The organism is Sphingomonas radicis, from assembly GCF_051400635.1.
In the GTDB taxonomy this organism is placed as follows: Bacteria; Pseudomonadota; Alphaproteobacteria; order Sphingomonadales; family Sphingomonadaceae; genus Sphingomonas.
The window spans coordinates 1,096,393-1,111,731 of the sequence record NZ_JBLFFG010000001.1 but is presented as its reverse complement, the minus strand read 5'-3'; the positions used below and the strand labels follow the sequence as shown (position 1 = coordinate 1,111,731).

Annotated in this window: 11 protein-coding genes; 8 read left to right on the top strand and 3 right to left on the bottom strand. The window is 67.2% G+C overall.

Going from position 1 to position 15,339, the window contains the following annotated elements:
• Positions 1 to 46 precede the first annotated feature (46 nt).
• Positions 47 to 535: a 2'-5' RNA ligase family protein gene (locus ACMGDH_RS05080; protein WP_436826817.1), complete on the top strand. Its 489-nt coding sequence runs from the start codon at positions 47 to 49 to the stop codon at positions 533 to 535.
• 46 nt (positions 536 to 581) lie between these two features.
• Complete coding sequence (locus ACMGDH_RS05075) at positions 582 to 2,219, top strand: NAD(P)/FAD-dependent oxidoreductase (protein ID WP_436826816.1); 1,638 nt, start codon at positions 582 to 584, stop codon at positions 2,217 to 2,219.
• Between the two features lie 500 nt (positions 2,220 to 2,719).
• Here ACMGDH_RS05075 and ACMGDH_RS05070 read toward each other — a convergent pair whose 3' ends face one another.
• On the bottom strand, positions 2,720 to 3,724 hold the full coding sequence (locus tag ACMGDH_RS05070; protein WP_436826815.1) for a fumarylacetoacetate hydrolase family protein: 1,005 nt from the start codon (positions 3,722 to 3,724) through the stop codon (positions 2,720 to 2,722).
• Between the two features lie 128 nt (positions 3,725 to 3,852).
• Between ACMGDH_RS05070 and ACMGDH_RS05065 the strand changes: the two genes are divergently transcribed.
• On the top strand, positions 3,853 to 6,804 hold the full coding sequence (locus ACMGDH_RS05065; protein WP_436826814.1) for a PAS domain-containing protein: 2,952 nt from the start codon (positions 3,853 to 3,855) through the stop codon (positions 6,802 to 6,804).
• A gap of 270 nt (positions 6,805 to 7,074) precedes the next feature.
• Positions 7,075 to 8,364, top strand: a complete 1,290-nt coding sequence (locus tag ACMGDH_RS05060; RefSeq protein ID WP_436826813.1) for an adenylosuccinate synthase — start codon at positions 7,075 to 7,077, stop codon at positions 8,362 to 8,364.
• A 63-nt stretch (positions 8,365 to 8,427) separates the two neighbouring features.
• Here ACMGDH_RS05060 and ACMGDH_RS05055 read toward each other — a convergent pair whose 3' ends face one another.
• Positions 8,428 to 8,757: a hypothetical protein gene (locus ACMGDH_RS05055; RefSeq protein WP_436826812.1), complete on the bottom strand. Its 330-nt coding sequence runs from the start codon at positions 8,755 to 8,757 to the stop codon at positions 8,428 to 8,430.
• Positions 8,758 to 8,900: 143 nt separating this feature from the next.
• Positions 8,901 to 9,896 carry a ligase-associated DNA damage response exonuclease gene (locus ACMGDH_RS05050; protein ID WP_436826811.1) on the bottom strand — a complete coding sequence of 332 codons (996 nt, stop codon included), beginning with the start codon at positions 9,894 to 9,896 and terminating at the stop codon, positions 8,901 to 8,903.
• 89 nt (positions 9,897 to 9,985) lie between these two features.
• Here ACMGDH_RS05050 and ACMGDH_RS05045 point away from each other — a divergent pair, with 89 nt between their 5' ends.
• Genes ACMGDH_RS05045 through ACMGDH_RS05030 form a run of 4 tightly spaced genes read left to right on the top strand, consistent with a single transcriptional unit; the run spans position 9,986 to position 15,179 of the window.
• On the top strand, positions 9,986 to 10,177 hold the full coding sequence (locus tag ACMGDH_RS05045) for a hypothetical protein (RefSeq protein ID WP_436826810.1): 192 nt from the start codon (positions 9,986 to 9,988) through the stop codon (positions 10,175 to 10,177).
• 40 nt (positions 10,178 to 10,217) lie between these two features.
• Positions 10,218 to 12,635, top strand: coding sequence for a ligase-associated DNA damage response DEXH box helicase (locus tag ACMGDH_RS05040; RefSeq protein ID WP_436826809.1), 2,418 nt, complete (start codon positions 10,218 to 10,220; stop codon positions 12,633 to 12,635).
• A gap of 56 nt (positions 12,636 to 12,691) precedes the next feature.
• A complete protein-coding gene (locus tag ACMGDH_RS05035; RefSeq protein WP_436826808.1) occupies positions 12,692 to 13,702 on the top strand; it encodes a retropepsin-like aspartic protease in 1,011 nt (336 codons plus the stop codon).
• 43 nt (positions 13,703 to 13,745) lie between these two features.
• A complete protein-coding gene (locus ACMGDH_RS05030) occupies positions 13,746 to 15,179 on the top strand; it encodes a mannitol dehydrogenase family protein (protein WP_436826807.1) in 1,434 nt (477 codons plus the stop codon).
• Positions 15,180 to 15,339 lie beyond the last annotated feature (160 nt).

Here is a 15,339-nt window from a genome sequence, read left to right as displayed (position 1 = left end):
GGTGGCCTGCCAGCAGATGCGCCGCGACGACCAGATGCTCTATTTCATGATCAAGCCCGATCCGGAGCAGGCCAAAGCGATCGACGGCCTACGGCGACAATATGATCTGGCGCGCAGATATGCCGCCGATCGTTTCCACATCACGCTCGTGCCCTTCGGAGACATCCGATTGATCTCGCCGGGAAATCTCGACCTCATCCGCCGCGCCGCCGCGTCGCTGCAGGCCGAGCCTTTCGACGTCGCGCTCAATCGGATCAGCGGCAACGCGCTCGTCGGCAGCAACATGCAGGCGCTGCGCGATTTTCAGCGCATGTTGGTGACCCGCCTCGACGCGGTCGGAATCGAGGCTCCGGATCGTGATTTCGATCCGCACCTGTCGCTGACCTATGAAGCGTGGCGGCAGCGCAATATTCGAGTCTCACCAGTCGTTTGGCGCGCGCAGGAACTCCTGCTCATCAACAGCATCCACGGCAAAGGTCATGAAACAGTGGACCGCTGGCCGCTGATCCCGCGCCAGCGCACGTTCGGCTTCTGACGGCGACCCGTTGGCGCTCGTGGCGTTTAGGCTCTAGGAGCCTCGCATGCTGCGCCTGTCCGGTCTGTCCCTGCCCCTCGATCACCCGCACGAAGCGATCCCCGAAGCCATTTGCCGCCGGCTCGGAATCGATCGCGCGGCGCTCAGGGACTGGACATTGTTCAAGCGCGGCAACGATGCACGCCGCCGCAACGCGATCCAGCTCGTCTACACCTTCGACATCGATCTCATCGACGAAGCCGAAGTGCTCGCGCGCTTCGAAGGCGACAAGGACGTCCGCCCGACGCCCGACATGACCTATCGCTTCCCGGTCCAGGCGCCTCAGGGCTGGTCGCGCCTGCGCCCGGTGGTGATCGGCGCCGGGCCATGCGGGCTGTTCGCCGGCCTGATCCTCGCGCAGATGGGGTTCCGCCCCATCATCCTCGATCGCGGCAAGATCGTGCGCGAGCGGACCAAGGACACCTGGGCCCTGTGGCGCCGCGGCCAGCTCGACCCCGATTCCAACGTCCAGTTCGGCGAGGGCGGCGCCGGCACCTTCTCAGACGGCAAGCTCTATTGCCGGGTCAAGGATCCGCGCTTCCTCGGCCGCAAGGTGCTCGAGGAGTTCGTCCGCGCCGGCGCACCCGACGACATTCTTTGGGAAGCGCACCCGCACATCGGCACCTTCCGCCTCGTCACCATGGTCGAGAGCCTGCGCGCGACGATCGAGGAACTAGGCGGCGAATATCGCTGGCAGACCCGCGTCGACGATATCGAGCTCGAGCGGCTCTCCGACCGCCGCCAGCAGGTGCGCGGGCTGCACCTCCACGATCTTGCCACGGGCGAAGCCAGCTTCCTCGAAGCCGACCATGTCGTGCTCGCGGTGGGCCACAGCGCCCGGCCCACCTTCGAGATGCTCCACCGCCGCGGCGTCCATATCGAGGCGAAGCCCTTCGCGATCGGCGTCCGCATCGAGCATCCGCAGAGCTGGATCGATCAGGCGCGCTTCGGCAAATGTGCGAAGCACCCGGATCTCGGCGCCGCCGCCTACAGCCTCGTCCACCACTGCGCGAACGGGCGGAGCGTCTACAGCTTCTGCATGTGCCCGGGCGGGCGCGTCGTCGCCGCGACTTCGGAGGAAGGCCGCGTCGTCACCAACGGCATGAGCCAATATTCGCGCGCCGAGTTCAACGCCAATTCGGGACTCGTCGTCGCGATCGATCCGGCGCGCGACTATCCGGGCGGGCCGCTCGCCGGGATCGAGCTCCAGCGCCATTGGGAAGATCTCGCCTTCGTCGCGGGCGGCTCCAACTATCACGCGCCGGGGCAAAAGGTGGGCGACCTGCTCGCCGGCCGCCCTTCGACGGCGCTCGGCGAAGTCATCCCCTCGTACAAGCCCGGCGTGACGATGACCGATCTGTCGCGCTGCCTGCCCGAGTTCGTGATCGAGGCGTTCCGCGAGGCGCTCCCCGTGTTCGGCCGCCAGATCCCGCGATATGATCATCCCGACGCCGTGATGACCGGCGTCGAGACGCGCACCTCCTCGCCGGTGCGCATCACCCGCGGCAAGGACCACCAGAGCCTCAACACCGAGCGGCTGTTCCCGGCCGGCGAGGGCGCAGGCTATGCCGGCGGCATCCTCTCCGCCGCGATCGACGGGATCAAGACCGCCGAGGCCGTGGCCCGGAGTATCGTGGAGCGTTGACGAGCCGATTTCGGCAAAGCTGAAACCTCCAAAGCCCCTCCCCTTCAGGAGCGTCAGGTCGGCCATGCCCCCGGCATGGCCTGAACAGCGCGGGGCGCTGTTCACCTGATGCTGGGTTGGGGTGGGGCCTGTCACAGATGACGGCCGGCAGGATGCGAGCGGGACGCTTGCAAAGTAGGATTTCGTTTGCTTCGCTCGTTCGGTGGCGTCAGGCCGCGCGCTCTTTGAAATTTGTCGAAACAAACGCGGTCTGCGCGTAAAACAATCTTACGAGATTGATCGCGTTTCCGTGAAAAGAGTCAAAACTGCGCGCCGAGCGGATGTCCCTTCCTCGATCCTCCCCCGCCAGGGGGAGGTGGCGCCGAAGGCGTCGGAGGGGGCGGATGCCAGGACGTGAGCGGCGTGATTCCTCCCCCTCCGCCATGCTTCGCATGCCACCTCCCCCTGGCGGGGGAGAATTGAAGGGATGCCCCGCCTCAGAGGCCGAACCTCTATCCCGCCTAGCCTCCCACCGTCTGCTCGATCACGCCGAAGATCGGGTGGTGCTTGTCATCCTCGGCCCAGATGCGCACGGTGTCGCCGGCTTTCAGGAACGGCGTCTGGGGTTTGCCGCCGCGGATCGTCTCGATCGTGCGGATCTCGGCGATGCACGAATAGCCCACGCCCCCCTGGCTCACCGGCTTGCCGGGTCCGCCGTCCGCGTCGCGGTTCGAGACGGTGCCCGATCCGATGATCGTCCCCGCCCCCAGCGCGCGCGTCTTGGCGGCATGGGCGATCAGCGTGCCGAAATCGAAGGTCATGTCCTCGCCGGCCTCGGCGCGACCGAAGGGTTCTCCGTTCAGGTCGACCATCAGCTTGCGGTGAAGCTTGCCGTCACGCCACCAATCGCCGAGTGCGTCGGGCGTCACGAACACCGGCGAGAAGGCGCTCGCCGGCTTGGACTGAAAGAAACCGAAACCCTTGGCGAGCTCGCCCGGGATCAGGTTGCGCAGGCTCACGTCGTTGGTGAGCCCCACCAGCCGGATGCTGGCAAGCCCCTGCTCGCGGCTCGCGCCCAGCGGCACGTCGCCGGTGACGACCACCACTTCGGCCTCCAGGTCGCAGCCCCAGGCCTCGTCCGCGAGCGGGATCGGATCGCGCGGCCCCAGGAAGCCATCGCTACCGCCCTGATACATCAGCGGATCGTGCCAGAAGCTCTCGGGCATCTCGGCGCCGCGCGCCTGCCGCACCAGCGCGACATGGTTCACATAAGCCGATCCGTCCGCCCATTGATAAGCGCGCGGCAGCGGCGCGGCGGCGAGCCGTTCGTGAAAGCGCTCGCGCGGGATCGCCTCATGATCGAGATCGGTCTGGAGGTTGCGCAGGTCGTTCTCGACTCGGTCCCAATCGTCGAGCGCCGCCTGCAGCGTCGGGGCGATCATGTCCGCGCTCGCATACCAGGCGAGGTCGTTCGACACGACCACGAGCTTGCCGTCGCGTCCCTGCTTCAGGCTGGCCAGTTTCATCTGCAACTTCTCCTCTCCTGCCATCCATAGCTGCCCCGGCGCGCGAGTCGAGTTGACTTCACTCCCTGCGCCACGCATCGCTGGCAGCGATGTTTTCCGGGCTCCGCTTCCTGGATCATTCCGGCGAAATGCCGCAGCGCATTCGTGAGCACGACTGGGCCTCCACTCTGCTCGGCCCGATCGAGCGATGGCCGCAGGCGCTGCGCTTCGCGCTCGACATCGCGCTCGGATCGAGCTTCCCCGCGGCGATCTACTGGGGACGCGATTTTCGCCTGCTCTACAACGATGCCTGGGCGCCGGTCCTCGCCGATCGCCACCCTTGGGCGCTCGGACGCCCCGGCCAGGAAATATGGGCAGACCTCTGGCACCCCGTCGGCCCGCAGATGGAGCGCGTGCTCCAGACCGGTGAAGCCTTCGCCTTCTACGGTGTAATGCTGCCGATGGTGCGGAACGGCGAACCGCAGGAAAGATGGTGGAACTACAGCTTAGCGCCTATCCGCGACGAGTACGGCGATGTCGCCGGCATCTTCGTCCTCGCCAACGACGTTACCGAACACGCCAGCGCCGAAGCTGCGCTTCGCTCGAGCGAGGAACGGCTTCAGCTCGCCCTCGAATCCACCGCGGGCGTCGGCGCCTGGCTCTGGGACATGGTCGAGGACCGGGTCACTGCCGATGAGCGTTTCCTCCGCCTGTTCGGCATCGAGGGCAGTGCGTCCGCGGGAACTATCCCGATCACGCGCTTCTTCGCGGCGATCCACCCCGACGACCTCCCAGCCGTGCGTGCGGCGATCGAACGGGCGGTCGATACCGGCGAGCATTATGTGCAGGAATATCGAGTGCTCCAGGCGGACGGAAACGTGCGCTGGATCACTGCACAAGGCCGGTGCAACTTCGGTTCCGACGGGAAGCCGCTGCGCTTTCCGGGCGTCGCCTTCGACATCACCAAGCGCAAGAATGCCGAGGAAGCCGCGCACCGGGCGGCCGAGGATCTGCGCCGCGCGACCGAGGCACAATCCTTCATCCATGCGCTCGCCGCACGCCAGCGCACGCTCGACACCCCCGAAGCCGTCATGCAGCACACCGCCGGCGCACTGGCGGAGCGGCTCGATGCCGAACGCGTCGGCTTCTACTGGGTGCATAGCGAGAGGACGATCCACTTCGGCCCCTCTGCCACTCGGGGCCGGCTGCCGCCGCTGACCGGGACCATGCTGGTCGAGGAGCTCGGCACACCCGCGGCCGACCATTATCGCACTGGCGAGACGCTGGTCTCGCATGACACGGCGCACGATCCGCGCCTGGCGGGCACGCCCTTTGCGCGCAGGACGCCATCGGTGGTCGGCGTGCCGCTGATGCGCGGCCGCCGGTGGGTGGGCACGCTGTACGTCAACGACAAGGGCCCGCGCGACTGGACCACCGAGGAAGTAACCTTCATCGAGTCGGTGGCCGAAATTTCGTGGGATGCCGTGGAGCGCGTCGCCGCCACGATGGCGTTGCGCGAAAGCGAAGAGAAATTCCGGGCGATCGCCAATTCGATCGATCAGATGGTGTGGTCGACGCTGCCCAACGGCTATCACGATTATTACAACGACCGCTGGTACGAATTCACCGGCGTCCCCCACGGGTCCACTGACGGCGAGGGCTGGCAGGAAGTCTTTCACCACGAAGACAGGCCGCGCGCCGCCGCGCTCTGGCAGCATTGCCTGGCAACCGGCGAGACCTATCACATCGAATATCGCCTGCGGCACCATTCGGGCGAATATCGCTGGGTGCTGGGCCGCGCGCAGCCGGTGCGCGACGAGGCCGGACGGATCACGCGCTGGTTCGGCACCTGCACCGATATCCAGGAAATCGTCGATGCGCGCGAAGTGCTCGCGCGCTCGCGTGAAGAGCTCGAGGCGGCGGTGCAGGAGCGCACCGAACGGCTGATGGCTGCGGAGGAGCGCCTTCGCCAGGCGCAGAAGATGGAGGCGGTCGGCCAGCTCACCGGTGGGATCGCGCATGACTTCAATAACATGCTCGCCGTCGTGATCGGTGCGCTCGACTTGCTCGAGCGCCGGCTCGGCCAGGGCCGAATCGATGTCGATCGCTATGTCGCGGCAGCGCGCGACGGCGCCATGCGCGCCGCCGCGCTCACCCAGCGGCTGCTCGTCTTCTCGCGCCGCCAGCCGCTCGCGCCGGTGCCGGTGAATGCCAATGCGCTGATCGCGGGAATGATCGAGCTGCTCGTCCGTACGCTGGGCGAAGACGTAACGGTCGAAACCCGCCTGTCTCCCGAGCTCTGGGCGGCGATGACCGATCCCAACCAGCTCGAGAACACGATCCTCAATCTTTCGGTCAACGCGCGCGATGCCATGTCGGAGGGCGGCAAGCTGGTGATCGAGACGGCCAATCTGTCGCTAGGCGCCGAGCGCGCCGCCTCGCTGGGTTTGGAGGCGGGCGATTATGTCGAAATAGCCGTCTCCGACACCGGGCTCGGCATGTCGTCCGAAGTCGCCGCACGCGCGTTCGATCCGTTCTTCACGACGAAGGGGGTCGGCAAGGGCACGGGATTGGGCCTCAGCCAGGTGTTCGGTTTCGTTCGCCAGTCCGGCGGCGCAGTCGCGATCGAATCCGAGCAGGGCAGCGGCACCACGGTGCGCGTCTATCTGCCCGCGCGGCACGACGTGGCACCCGCCGCCGAGCCGCTGCCCGACACCGTCACCGAGATGCCCCGCGCCCGCCCGGGCGAAACGGTGATGGTGGTCGAGGACGAGGAGCGGGTCCGCGCCTATTCGGTCGAGGCACTCCGCGAGCTCGGCTATGACGTGATCGACGCGCGCGACGGGCCCGAGGCGCTCCGCCTGATAGAGCTTGGAAAGCGCGCGACGCTGCTGTTCAGCGACGTGGTGATGCCCGAGATGACCGGCCGCGAGCTGGCCCGCCGCGCGCTGGAGCTGCTTCCCGATCTCAAGGTGCTGCTCACCAGCGGCTATTCGCCCGACAAGGCCGAACCCCATGAGCGAATCCTGACTAAGCCCTTCAGTCTCGAGGAACTGGCCCGGGCAGTGCGCGCCGCGCTCGATGCCGGAAGGACCGATTAGAGTCGTTTTCAGCTTCGCTGGATCGGCACCGGCCCGCTCCCCCACCCGGCCACCCAACGGCAGTATCATATGGGCGGCCGGGTGGGGGAGCGGGCCGGTGCCGCACTGTTTCAGCTTTGCTGAAACAGACTATAGGCACTTGACGCCGGGCGCCCATGCCGCCATTCGCGCCGCGGCTCGGGCCTTGCCCCGGCCGCCCGAACAGCCCGGCCGCCGAGTCCTGTCGAAGGGCGGCTTTGGGTCCGCCCCGGCAGGCGGAGACGTGTATCCATGGCAAATGTAGCAGTGATCGGCGCCCAATGGGGCGATGAAGGCAAGGGCAAGATCGTCGATTGGCTCGCCGAACGCGCCGACGTGGTCGTGCGCTTTCAGGGCGGGCACAATGCCGGCCACACGCTGGTGGTCGGCGAGAAAGTCTACAAGCTCTCGCTGCTTCCCTCGGGTGTCGTCCGCGGCACGCCCAGCATGATCGGCAATGGCGTGGTGCTCGATCCCTGGGCGCTGCGCGACGAAGTGGAGCGCATCCGCGCGCAGGGCATCGACATCACTCCCGACACGCTGATGGTCGCCGACACCTGCCCGCTGATCCTGCCGTTCCACCGCGATCTCGACGCGCTGCGCGAGGACGCGAGCGGCGCGGGCAAGATCGGCACTACGCGCCGCGGCATCGGCCCCGCCTATGAGGACAAGGTCGGTCGCCGCGCGATCCGCGTGTGCGATCTTGCGCATCTCGACGATCTCGGCCCCCAGCTCGATCGCCTCGCGGCACATCATGATGCGCTGCGCGCCGGTTTCGGCGAGCCGCCGATCGACCGCGCCGCGCTGGTCGAACAGCTACGCGAGATCGCCGGCTTCGTCCTTCCCTTCGCCCAGCCCGTCTGGCGATTGCTCAACGACGCGCGCGCGCGCGGCCGCCGCATCCTGTTCGAGGGCGCGCAGGGCGTGCTCCTCGACATCGATCACGGTACCTACCCGTTCGTGACCTCGTCGAACACGATCGCGGGCACCGCTGCGGGCGGGTCGGGCCTGGGCCCGAGCGCCGTGGGCTTCGTGCTCGGCATCGCCAAGGCCTATACGACGCGTGTCGGCTCCGGCCCCTTCCCCAGCGAGCAGGACAATGAAGTGGGCGAGCGGCTCGGCACGCGCGGCCGCGAGTTCGGCACCGTCACCGGCCGCAAGCGCCGCTGCGGCTGGCTCGACGCGGTGCTGCTGCGCCAATCGGTAGCGGTCTCCGGCATTACCGGCATCGCCCTCACCAAGCTCGACGTGCTCGACGGGTTCGAGGAGATCCGGGTGTGCACCGGCTATCGGCTGCACGGGGAAGCGCTCGACTATTACCCGGCGAACGCGGCCGACCAGGCCGCTGTCGAGGCGATCTACGAGACGATGCCCGGCTGGTCCGAATCGACCGCTGGCGCGCGCAGCTGGGCCGACCTGCCGGCCGCAGCGATCAAATATATCCGCCGGGTGGAGGAACTGATCCAGTGCCCGGTGGCGCTGGTCTCGACCAGTCCGGAGCGCGAAGACACGATCCTGGTCCGCGATCCTTTTGCGGACTGATCCTCAATAAAGCGGGAGCCCGGCAGCGATGCTGCCGGGCCCCAGATCTTCGACCCGCGATCCTCAGCGCTGCGGCGTCGGGGTCGCGCTGTCGCTCGTGCCGGTCGCGGCATCGGGCGGCGTAGTGGTCGTCGTCTGCTCAGAGGCCGGATCGGACGGCGGGCTGTTCGGGTCGGTAGCGGTGCCCGCACCCGTGGTCTCGCTGCCCGATTCCTTCTCTTTCTTCTTGTCCTTGTGCTCGTCGTGGCTGGCCGACGGATCGCTCTGCGTCGCCGAGCTCTGATCCTGCGCCGTCTGCGCGGTGTCGGAACCAGTCGTGCCCGTCGTCGATTGAGCGAGAGCAGCGGCCGGCAAGAGCAATGCACCGGCGGCGAGGATAGTAAGACTACGCATTCGTTGACTCCTGCAGTTGAATGTCTGCACTCCAACCAACTGCAGCCGGTCGCGAAAGTTTCGGTCTGCGCCAACGCTTTACCGACACCTCGGCTCTGACCGTGGGCGAGTCGTTTCGCTCGCGCGCCGACCCGACGCAGCCGTCAATCATCTTCGTCCTCGAAACCGACCAGATCGAGCGCCCGCGCCTTGATCTGATGCGTGCCGCACCAATGGACCAGCGCGTCCTCCCTCCCGTGCGTCACCCATACCTCGCGCGGCGCCAGTTCGCGGATCGTATCGGTGAGCTCGCACCAGTCGGCATGATCCGAAAGGATCAGCGGCAGTTCGACGTTTCGTTGGCGCGCACGCTGGCGCACGCGCATCCAGCCCGATGCCATCGCCGTGATCGGATCGGGCAGCCGGCGCGACCAGCGGTCGTTGAGCGCGCCCGGCGGGCAAAGGATGATCCGCCCCTGAAGCTCCGCCTTTGCAGCACCCGTCGCGGGCCGAAGATCGCCCAGATCGACGCCATGTTCGACATAGAGGTCGCACAGTCGCTGAAGCGCGCCATGGATGTAGATCGGATCGTCGAACCCCATCGCCCGCAGCTCGCGGATCACCCGCTGCGCCTTGCCGAGCGCATAGGCACCGACGAGCACGCAACGCGCCGGGTTCGCCCGCAAGGCCGTGAGCAGCTTGTCGAGCTCGTCATGCGTCTCGGGATGCTGGAATACCGGCAGGCCGAAGGTCGCCTCGGTGACGAATATGTCGCACGGCACCGGCTCGAACGGCGCGCAAGTCGGGTCCTCGCGGCGCTTGTAGTCGCCGGAGACGACGATCCGCTCGCCCTGATGTTCGAGCACGATCTGCGCCGATCCGAGCACATGGCCCGCGGGCACGAAGCCGATGTCGACGCCGCCCATCTCCAGCGTCTCCCCATAGGCAATCGCGCGGCCGTTCTGCGGGCCGTAGCGGCATTCCATGATCGCCAGCGTCTCGGCGGTGGCCCAGACCTCGCCGTGGCCGCCGCGGGCGTGATCGGCATGGCCATGGGTGATCAGCGCACGCGCCACCGGCTGTGCCGGATCGACCCATGCGTCGGCAGCCGGAATGTAGATCCCGGTCGGCCGCGGCTCGATCCAGCTTCCCAATGCCATGCTCTCCAATATGGCCCGCGAGGCCCGAGGTTCCAATTGGATCGAAAATCCGGCCGGCTTCGTTGAATGATCAGAGCCAGGAGGTGACGATGGATCTTTCGAGCTTGCAGGGGCTGATGGTCGTGGTCGGCCCGATCCTGCTGGCGATAGCGATTGCGTGGGCGATCCTGCACAACCGCGGATCGCGGCGCGACATCGCCCGTACCGAGGCCGCAACGCGCGAGCGCTACGAGCAGCAAGATAGGGAGGATAAGGCGCGCGACGCCGGCGAGATCGTCTGAAGGCTTGCATCGCGGCGTCCGCTCGGGCGAACGCTGGCGCGTGGCCGCCGATTCCCTCCTCCCTGCCCCGCTGACAAGCTGGTTCGCCGCGCGCGGCTGGACGCCGCGGCGCCACCAGCTCGAGATGCTCGCGGCCGCCCGCGCCGGGCGCCACGCGCTGCTGGTCGCGCCCACCGGCGCGGGCAAGACGCTCGCCGGCTTCCTCCCTTCGCTCGCCGAGCTGATCGAGGCGCCGGCCGATCGGCTCCACACGCTCTATATCTCGCCCCTGAAGGCGCTCGCGGTCGACGTGCAGCGCAACCTGCTGACGCCGATCGAGGAGATGGGGGTTCCGATCCGCGTCGAGACGCGCACCGGCGATACGCCGCACGAACGCAAGGTCCGTCAGCGCGCGCGCCCGCCCGAAATCTTGCTCACCACGCCCGAGTCGCTGAGCCTGCTCCTCTCCTATGAAGACAGCGCGACGATGTTCGCGGACCTGAAGACTGTGGTGATCGACGAGGTTCATGCCTTCGCAACCGGCAAGCGCGGGGATCTGCTTGCGCTGGCGCTCGCCCGGCTGCAGCGTTTCGCACCAAACGTGCGTCGCGTCGCGCTCTCGGCCACCGTCGCCGATCCGGACGGCTATCGCGCGTGGCTCGCGCCGTTCGGGGATATCGCCAACGTCGCGCTCGTTCAGGGCGAGAAGGGCGCCGATCCCGACATCGCGATCCTGCTCCCCGAAGGACATGTGCCTTGGGCCGGCCACTCCGGCATCTATGCGATTCCCCAGGTGATGGCGGAAATCGAGTCACACAAGACGACAATAGTCTTCTGCAACACCCGCGGCCTCGCCGAACTCGTCTTCCAGCAGCTCTGGAAGGTCAACGAGTTGAAGCTGCCGATTGGTGTGCACCACGGCAGCCTCAGCCTGGAGGCGCGGCGCCGGGCCGAGCAGGCGATGGCCGACGGCCGTCTGCGCGCGCTGGTCGCGACCGCCAGCCTGGACCTGGGGGTAGACTGGGGGGACGTCGATTGCGTGATCCAGATGGGTGCGCCGAAGGGGTCGTCGCGGCTGCTCCAACGGATCGGGCGCGCCAACCACCGGCTCGACGAGCCGTCCGAAGCCGTGCTCGTCCCGGGCAACCGCTTCGAATATCTCGAAGCCCGCGCAGCGCTGGACGCGGTCGAGCAAGGCGAGCTCGATCCCGACGTCTTCCGCCGCGGCGCACTCGACGTGCTCGCCCAGCACATCATGGCCTGCGCCTGCGCGGCGCCTTTCGAAGCGAGCGAGATGCTGCAGGAGATCCGTGCAGCATTACCCTATTCGGCGCTTCCCGAAGAGACTTTCGAGCGCGTGCTGAGCTTCATCGCCGACGGCGGTTACAGCCTGCGCGCCTATGACCGGTTCAAGCGACTGACGCGCGGCAAGGACGGGCTGTGGCGCGTCACCAGCCCGGCTTTTGTTGCGCAGCATCGGCTCAACGCCGGCATCATCGTCGAGGCGCCGATGCTGGAGGTCCGCTTCAAGAACGGGCGGAGGCTGGGCAAGATCGAGGAGGCATTCGGGACACAGCTCGCGCCCGGCGACACCTTCTTCTTCGCCGGCCTCAGCCTCGAGGTCGAACGTGTCGAGCTGACCGACCTCATCGTCCGCGCCAGCGCAAAGCAGGCGCGCTACGTCTCCTATATGGGGGCGCGGCTGGCGATCACTGCGACGCTTGCCGACCGCGTGCGCGCATTCCTGCACGACCGGACGCAATGGCAACGCTTTCCCGACGATGTTCGCGAGTGGCTGGAAGTGCAGGAGCGACGCTCGGCGCTGCCGGCACCGGAACAGTTGCTCGTCGAGACCTTCCCCCACGAGGGGCGCCACCACATGGTCGCCTACAGCTTCGAGGGGTGGAACGCGCACCAGTCGCTGGGCATGCTGATCACGCGGCGAATGGAAGCATTGGGGCTGAAGCCACTGGGCTTCGTCGCCAATGATTATGCCCTTGCGGTTTATGGGCTCGAGAAGATCACCGATCCCGCCGCGCTGTTCTCGCCGGACATATTGGAGCACGAGTTCGTCGACTGGGTGCAGCAGTCCGCCCTGCTCAAGCGCGCGTTCCGCGAAGTCGCGATCATCGGCGGGCTCGTCGAGCGCCAGCATCCAGGCAAGAAGAAGACGGGGCGCCAGGTCACCTTCTCCACCGATCTCATCTACGACGTGCTGCGCAAATACGAGCCCGACCATCTGCTGCTCCGCGCCGCGTGGGAGGATGCGCGGGCCCGGATGACCGATGTGGGCCGCTTGGCCCATCTGCTCGATACCGCCGCCGACACGATGCTGCACATGGATCTGGAGCGGGTGAGTCCGATGGCGGTGCCGGTGCTGATCATGATCGGCCGCGAGAGGGTGCCGCAGGGCAGCGGCGAGGAGGCGCTGCTGATCGAAGCGGAGAGCATCGCGGCGGAGGCGATGCGGCCCGACTGAAATTCAGCACGGAAAGTCGATTGCTGCGCAACATGCACAGGTATATTGTTGTGCACATGAAGGGACTCGCTCGCCCTTTCCTGCTCCTCCTGCTGCCGCTCAGCGCGGCGGCAGTCGCACGCGATCTTCCGCGCCAGGACCCCGAGCTGATCAAGGAAGAGACGCCTGTCGAAGGCACGCTGATCGACCTTGGCGAGCTCGACCAGCGCCTCACCGTCCCCGTAGCGCTGGGCGGCGCGCCGGGCCTCTATAATTTCATCATCGACACCGGCGCCGAGCGCACCGTGCTCTCGCGCCAGCTCGCCGGCTCGCTTCGGCTGAGCCCCGGCAACCCGGTGCTGCTCACATCGATGACCGGGACTCGCCAGGTGGATACCGTGCTCGTTCCCCACCTCATGATCCCCTCGGTGGGCGAGAAACACTCGATCGTCGCCCCGGCGCTCGAAGCGCACAACCTTGGCGCGGTCGGGCTGCTCGGCATCGACACGCTGCAGAACCACCAGGTGTCGATCGACTTCGACAAGGGCATCATGGCTGTGCGGCCGAGCGAGAAGCGCAAGCGCAGGACGAGCTATATGCGCGGCGAGATCGTCGTCTCGGCCAAGAGCCTGTTCGGGCAACTGATCGTGACCGACGCCTATTATGAGAATACGCGCATCCAGGTGGTGCTCGATACGGGTGCGCAGGTGAGCCTGGGCAATTCGGCGTTGCGCAAGCGGATCGGCAAGCGGCTCAAGACCCAGCCGATTGCGTTCACCAGCGTCACCGGCGAGACTGCGCATGCCGAATATACCAATGTCGGCGGGGTAAAGGTCGGCGGGGTGGTGTTCGGATCGATGCCGATCGCCTTTGCCGATGTCGCGCCGTTCGAGCGCTTCGGTCTCGACAAGCGCCCGGCGCTGCTGCTCGGCATGGACGCGCTGCGCAGCTTCCGCCGGGTCGAAATCGACTTTCCCAATCGCCAGGTCCGCTTCCTGATGCCGCGAAGCGCGCTGCGCGACTTGAAATCGACAGGCTCGCTCATTCCGGGCGGCGCTGGCAGCAATCCGGGCGTTCGCAGCTACTGAGCGGATTGACTTGCCCCGCCGGAGCCTGCTTGGGCTGTGGCCGATGACTCGCCTCTCCCGCTCCACGCTCGCTTCGCTTCCGCCCGCGATCGCTCGCCCTGGCCATGACCCCCAAGCGATCCGCACGGGCATCGTCCATTTCGGCCCCGGCGCCTTCCACCGGGCGCACCAGGCCCATTACATCGACCGGCTGCTCGACCGCGACCCGCGCTGGGGCATCGCCGCGGTGTCGCTGCGGAGCGGCGGCACCACCGATGCGCTCAAGGCGCAGGTCGGGCTCTACACGCTGGCGGTGATCGACCGTGAGCCGTCGATGCGGATCGTCGCCGCGCATTCCGATGCCGTGGGCCCTGGCGAAGGCGCCCGGCTGCGCAAGCTGCTCGCCGATCCTGGCGTGCGGATCGCGACGAGCACCGTGACCGAAAAGGGCTATTGCCTGGCCGGCGACGGCAGCCTCGACTTTGCGCATCCCGACATCGTCCACGACCTGAAGCGCCCCGCCGAGCCTGCGAGCGTGATCGGCTGGATCGTCGCGGGCCTCGCCGATCGCCGTGCCGCGGGCACCGCGCCCTTCGCGATGCTGTGCTGCGACAATATGACAGGCAACGGCGCCAAGCTCCGCGCCGCGTGCGCGGCCTTTGCGCGCACGCTCGATCCCGGCCTTGCCGACTGGATCGAAGCCGAAGCCGCCTTCCCCGATTCGATGGTCGATTCGATCACGCCGGCAAGCGACGCTACGTTCCTCGCCCAGATCCAGGACGCGCTCGGCGTCGAGGACAAGGCCGCGGTGCAGCGCGAAAGTTTCGCCCAATGGGTGCTCCAGCGCTTCGAGATGGCCGATGCGCCGGACCTCGCCGCCGCCGGCGTGACGCTCACCGGCGACGTGCGCGGCTATGAGCAGGCCAAGCTGCGTATCCTCAACGGTGCGCATTCGACGCTCGCCTATGTGGGTCTCGCGCGCGGGCACGAAACGGTGTTCGAAGCCATGTCAGATTCCGAGCTGGCGGGCTTCGTCACGCGCCTGGTCCATCAGGACATTGCCGCTTCGTTGAAGCCGGTCGAGGGGCTGGACGTCGTCGCCTATGCCGACGCGGTGCTCGATCGCTTCCGCAATCCCGCGATCCGCCATCTCCTGTCGCAGATCGCCTGGGACGGATCGCAGAAGCTGCCCTACCGCCTGCTCGACACCACGCGCGAGGCGCTGGATGCAGGTCGCGGCGTCGAGCGGCTGGCAGTGCCCACCGCTGCCTGGATCGCCTTCATCCGCGGCAAGGCACAGGCGGGGGAGAAGATCACCGATCCGCTCGCCGACACGCTCGCAGCGGCCGCCAGCGCTGCCGATCCGGTTGCGGCGATGCTGGCGATCGAGCCGGTCTTCGGCCCCCAGCTTGCCGCCGACGCACGCTTCGGCGCCGCGGTGCGCGAGGCGTTCGGGCATTTCGCCACAGCGAACATCGGGCCGCTGCTCGCGCGCTGAGGCTGAAGCGCGATTCGCCGCGCGCCAGTTTTGACTCTTTTCACGGAAACGCGCGCAATCTCGCAACTTTATTGCGCGGTCAGACGGTAAATCGCGATGTCAAAGAGCGGTCAGCGCAAGGCCGTCAGCCGAGCCAAGCAGGCGAAATCCTATTTTGCAA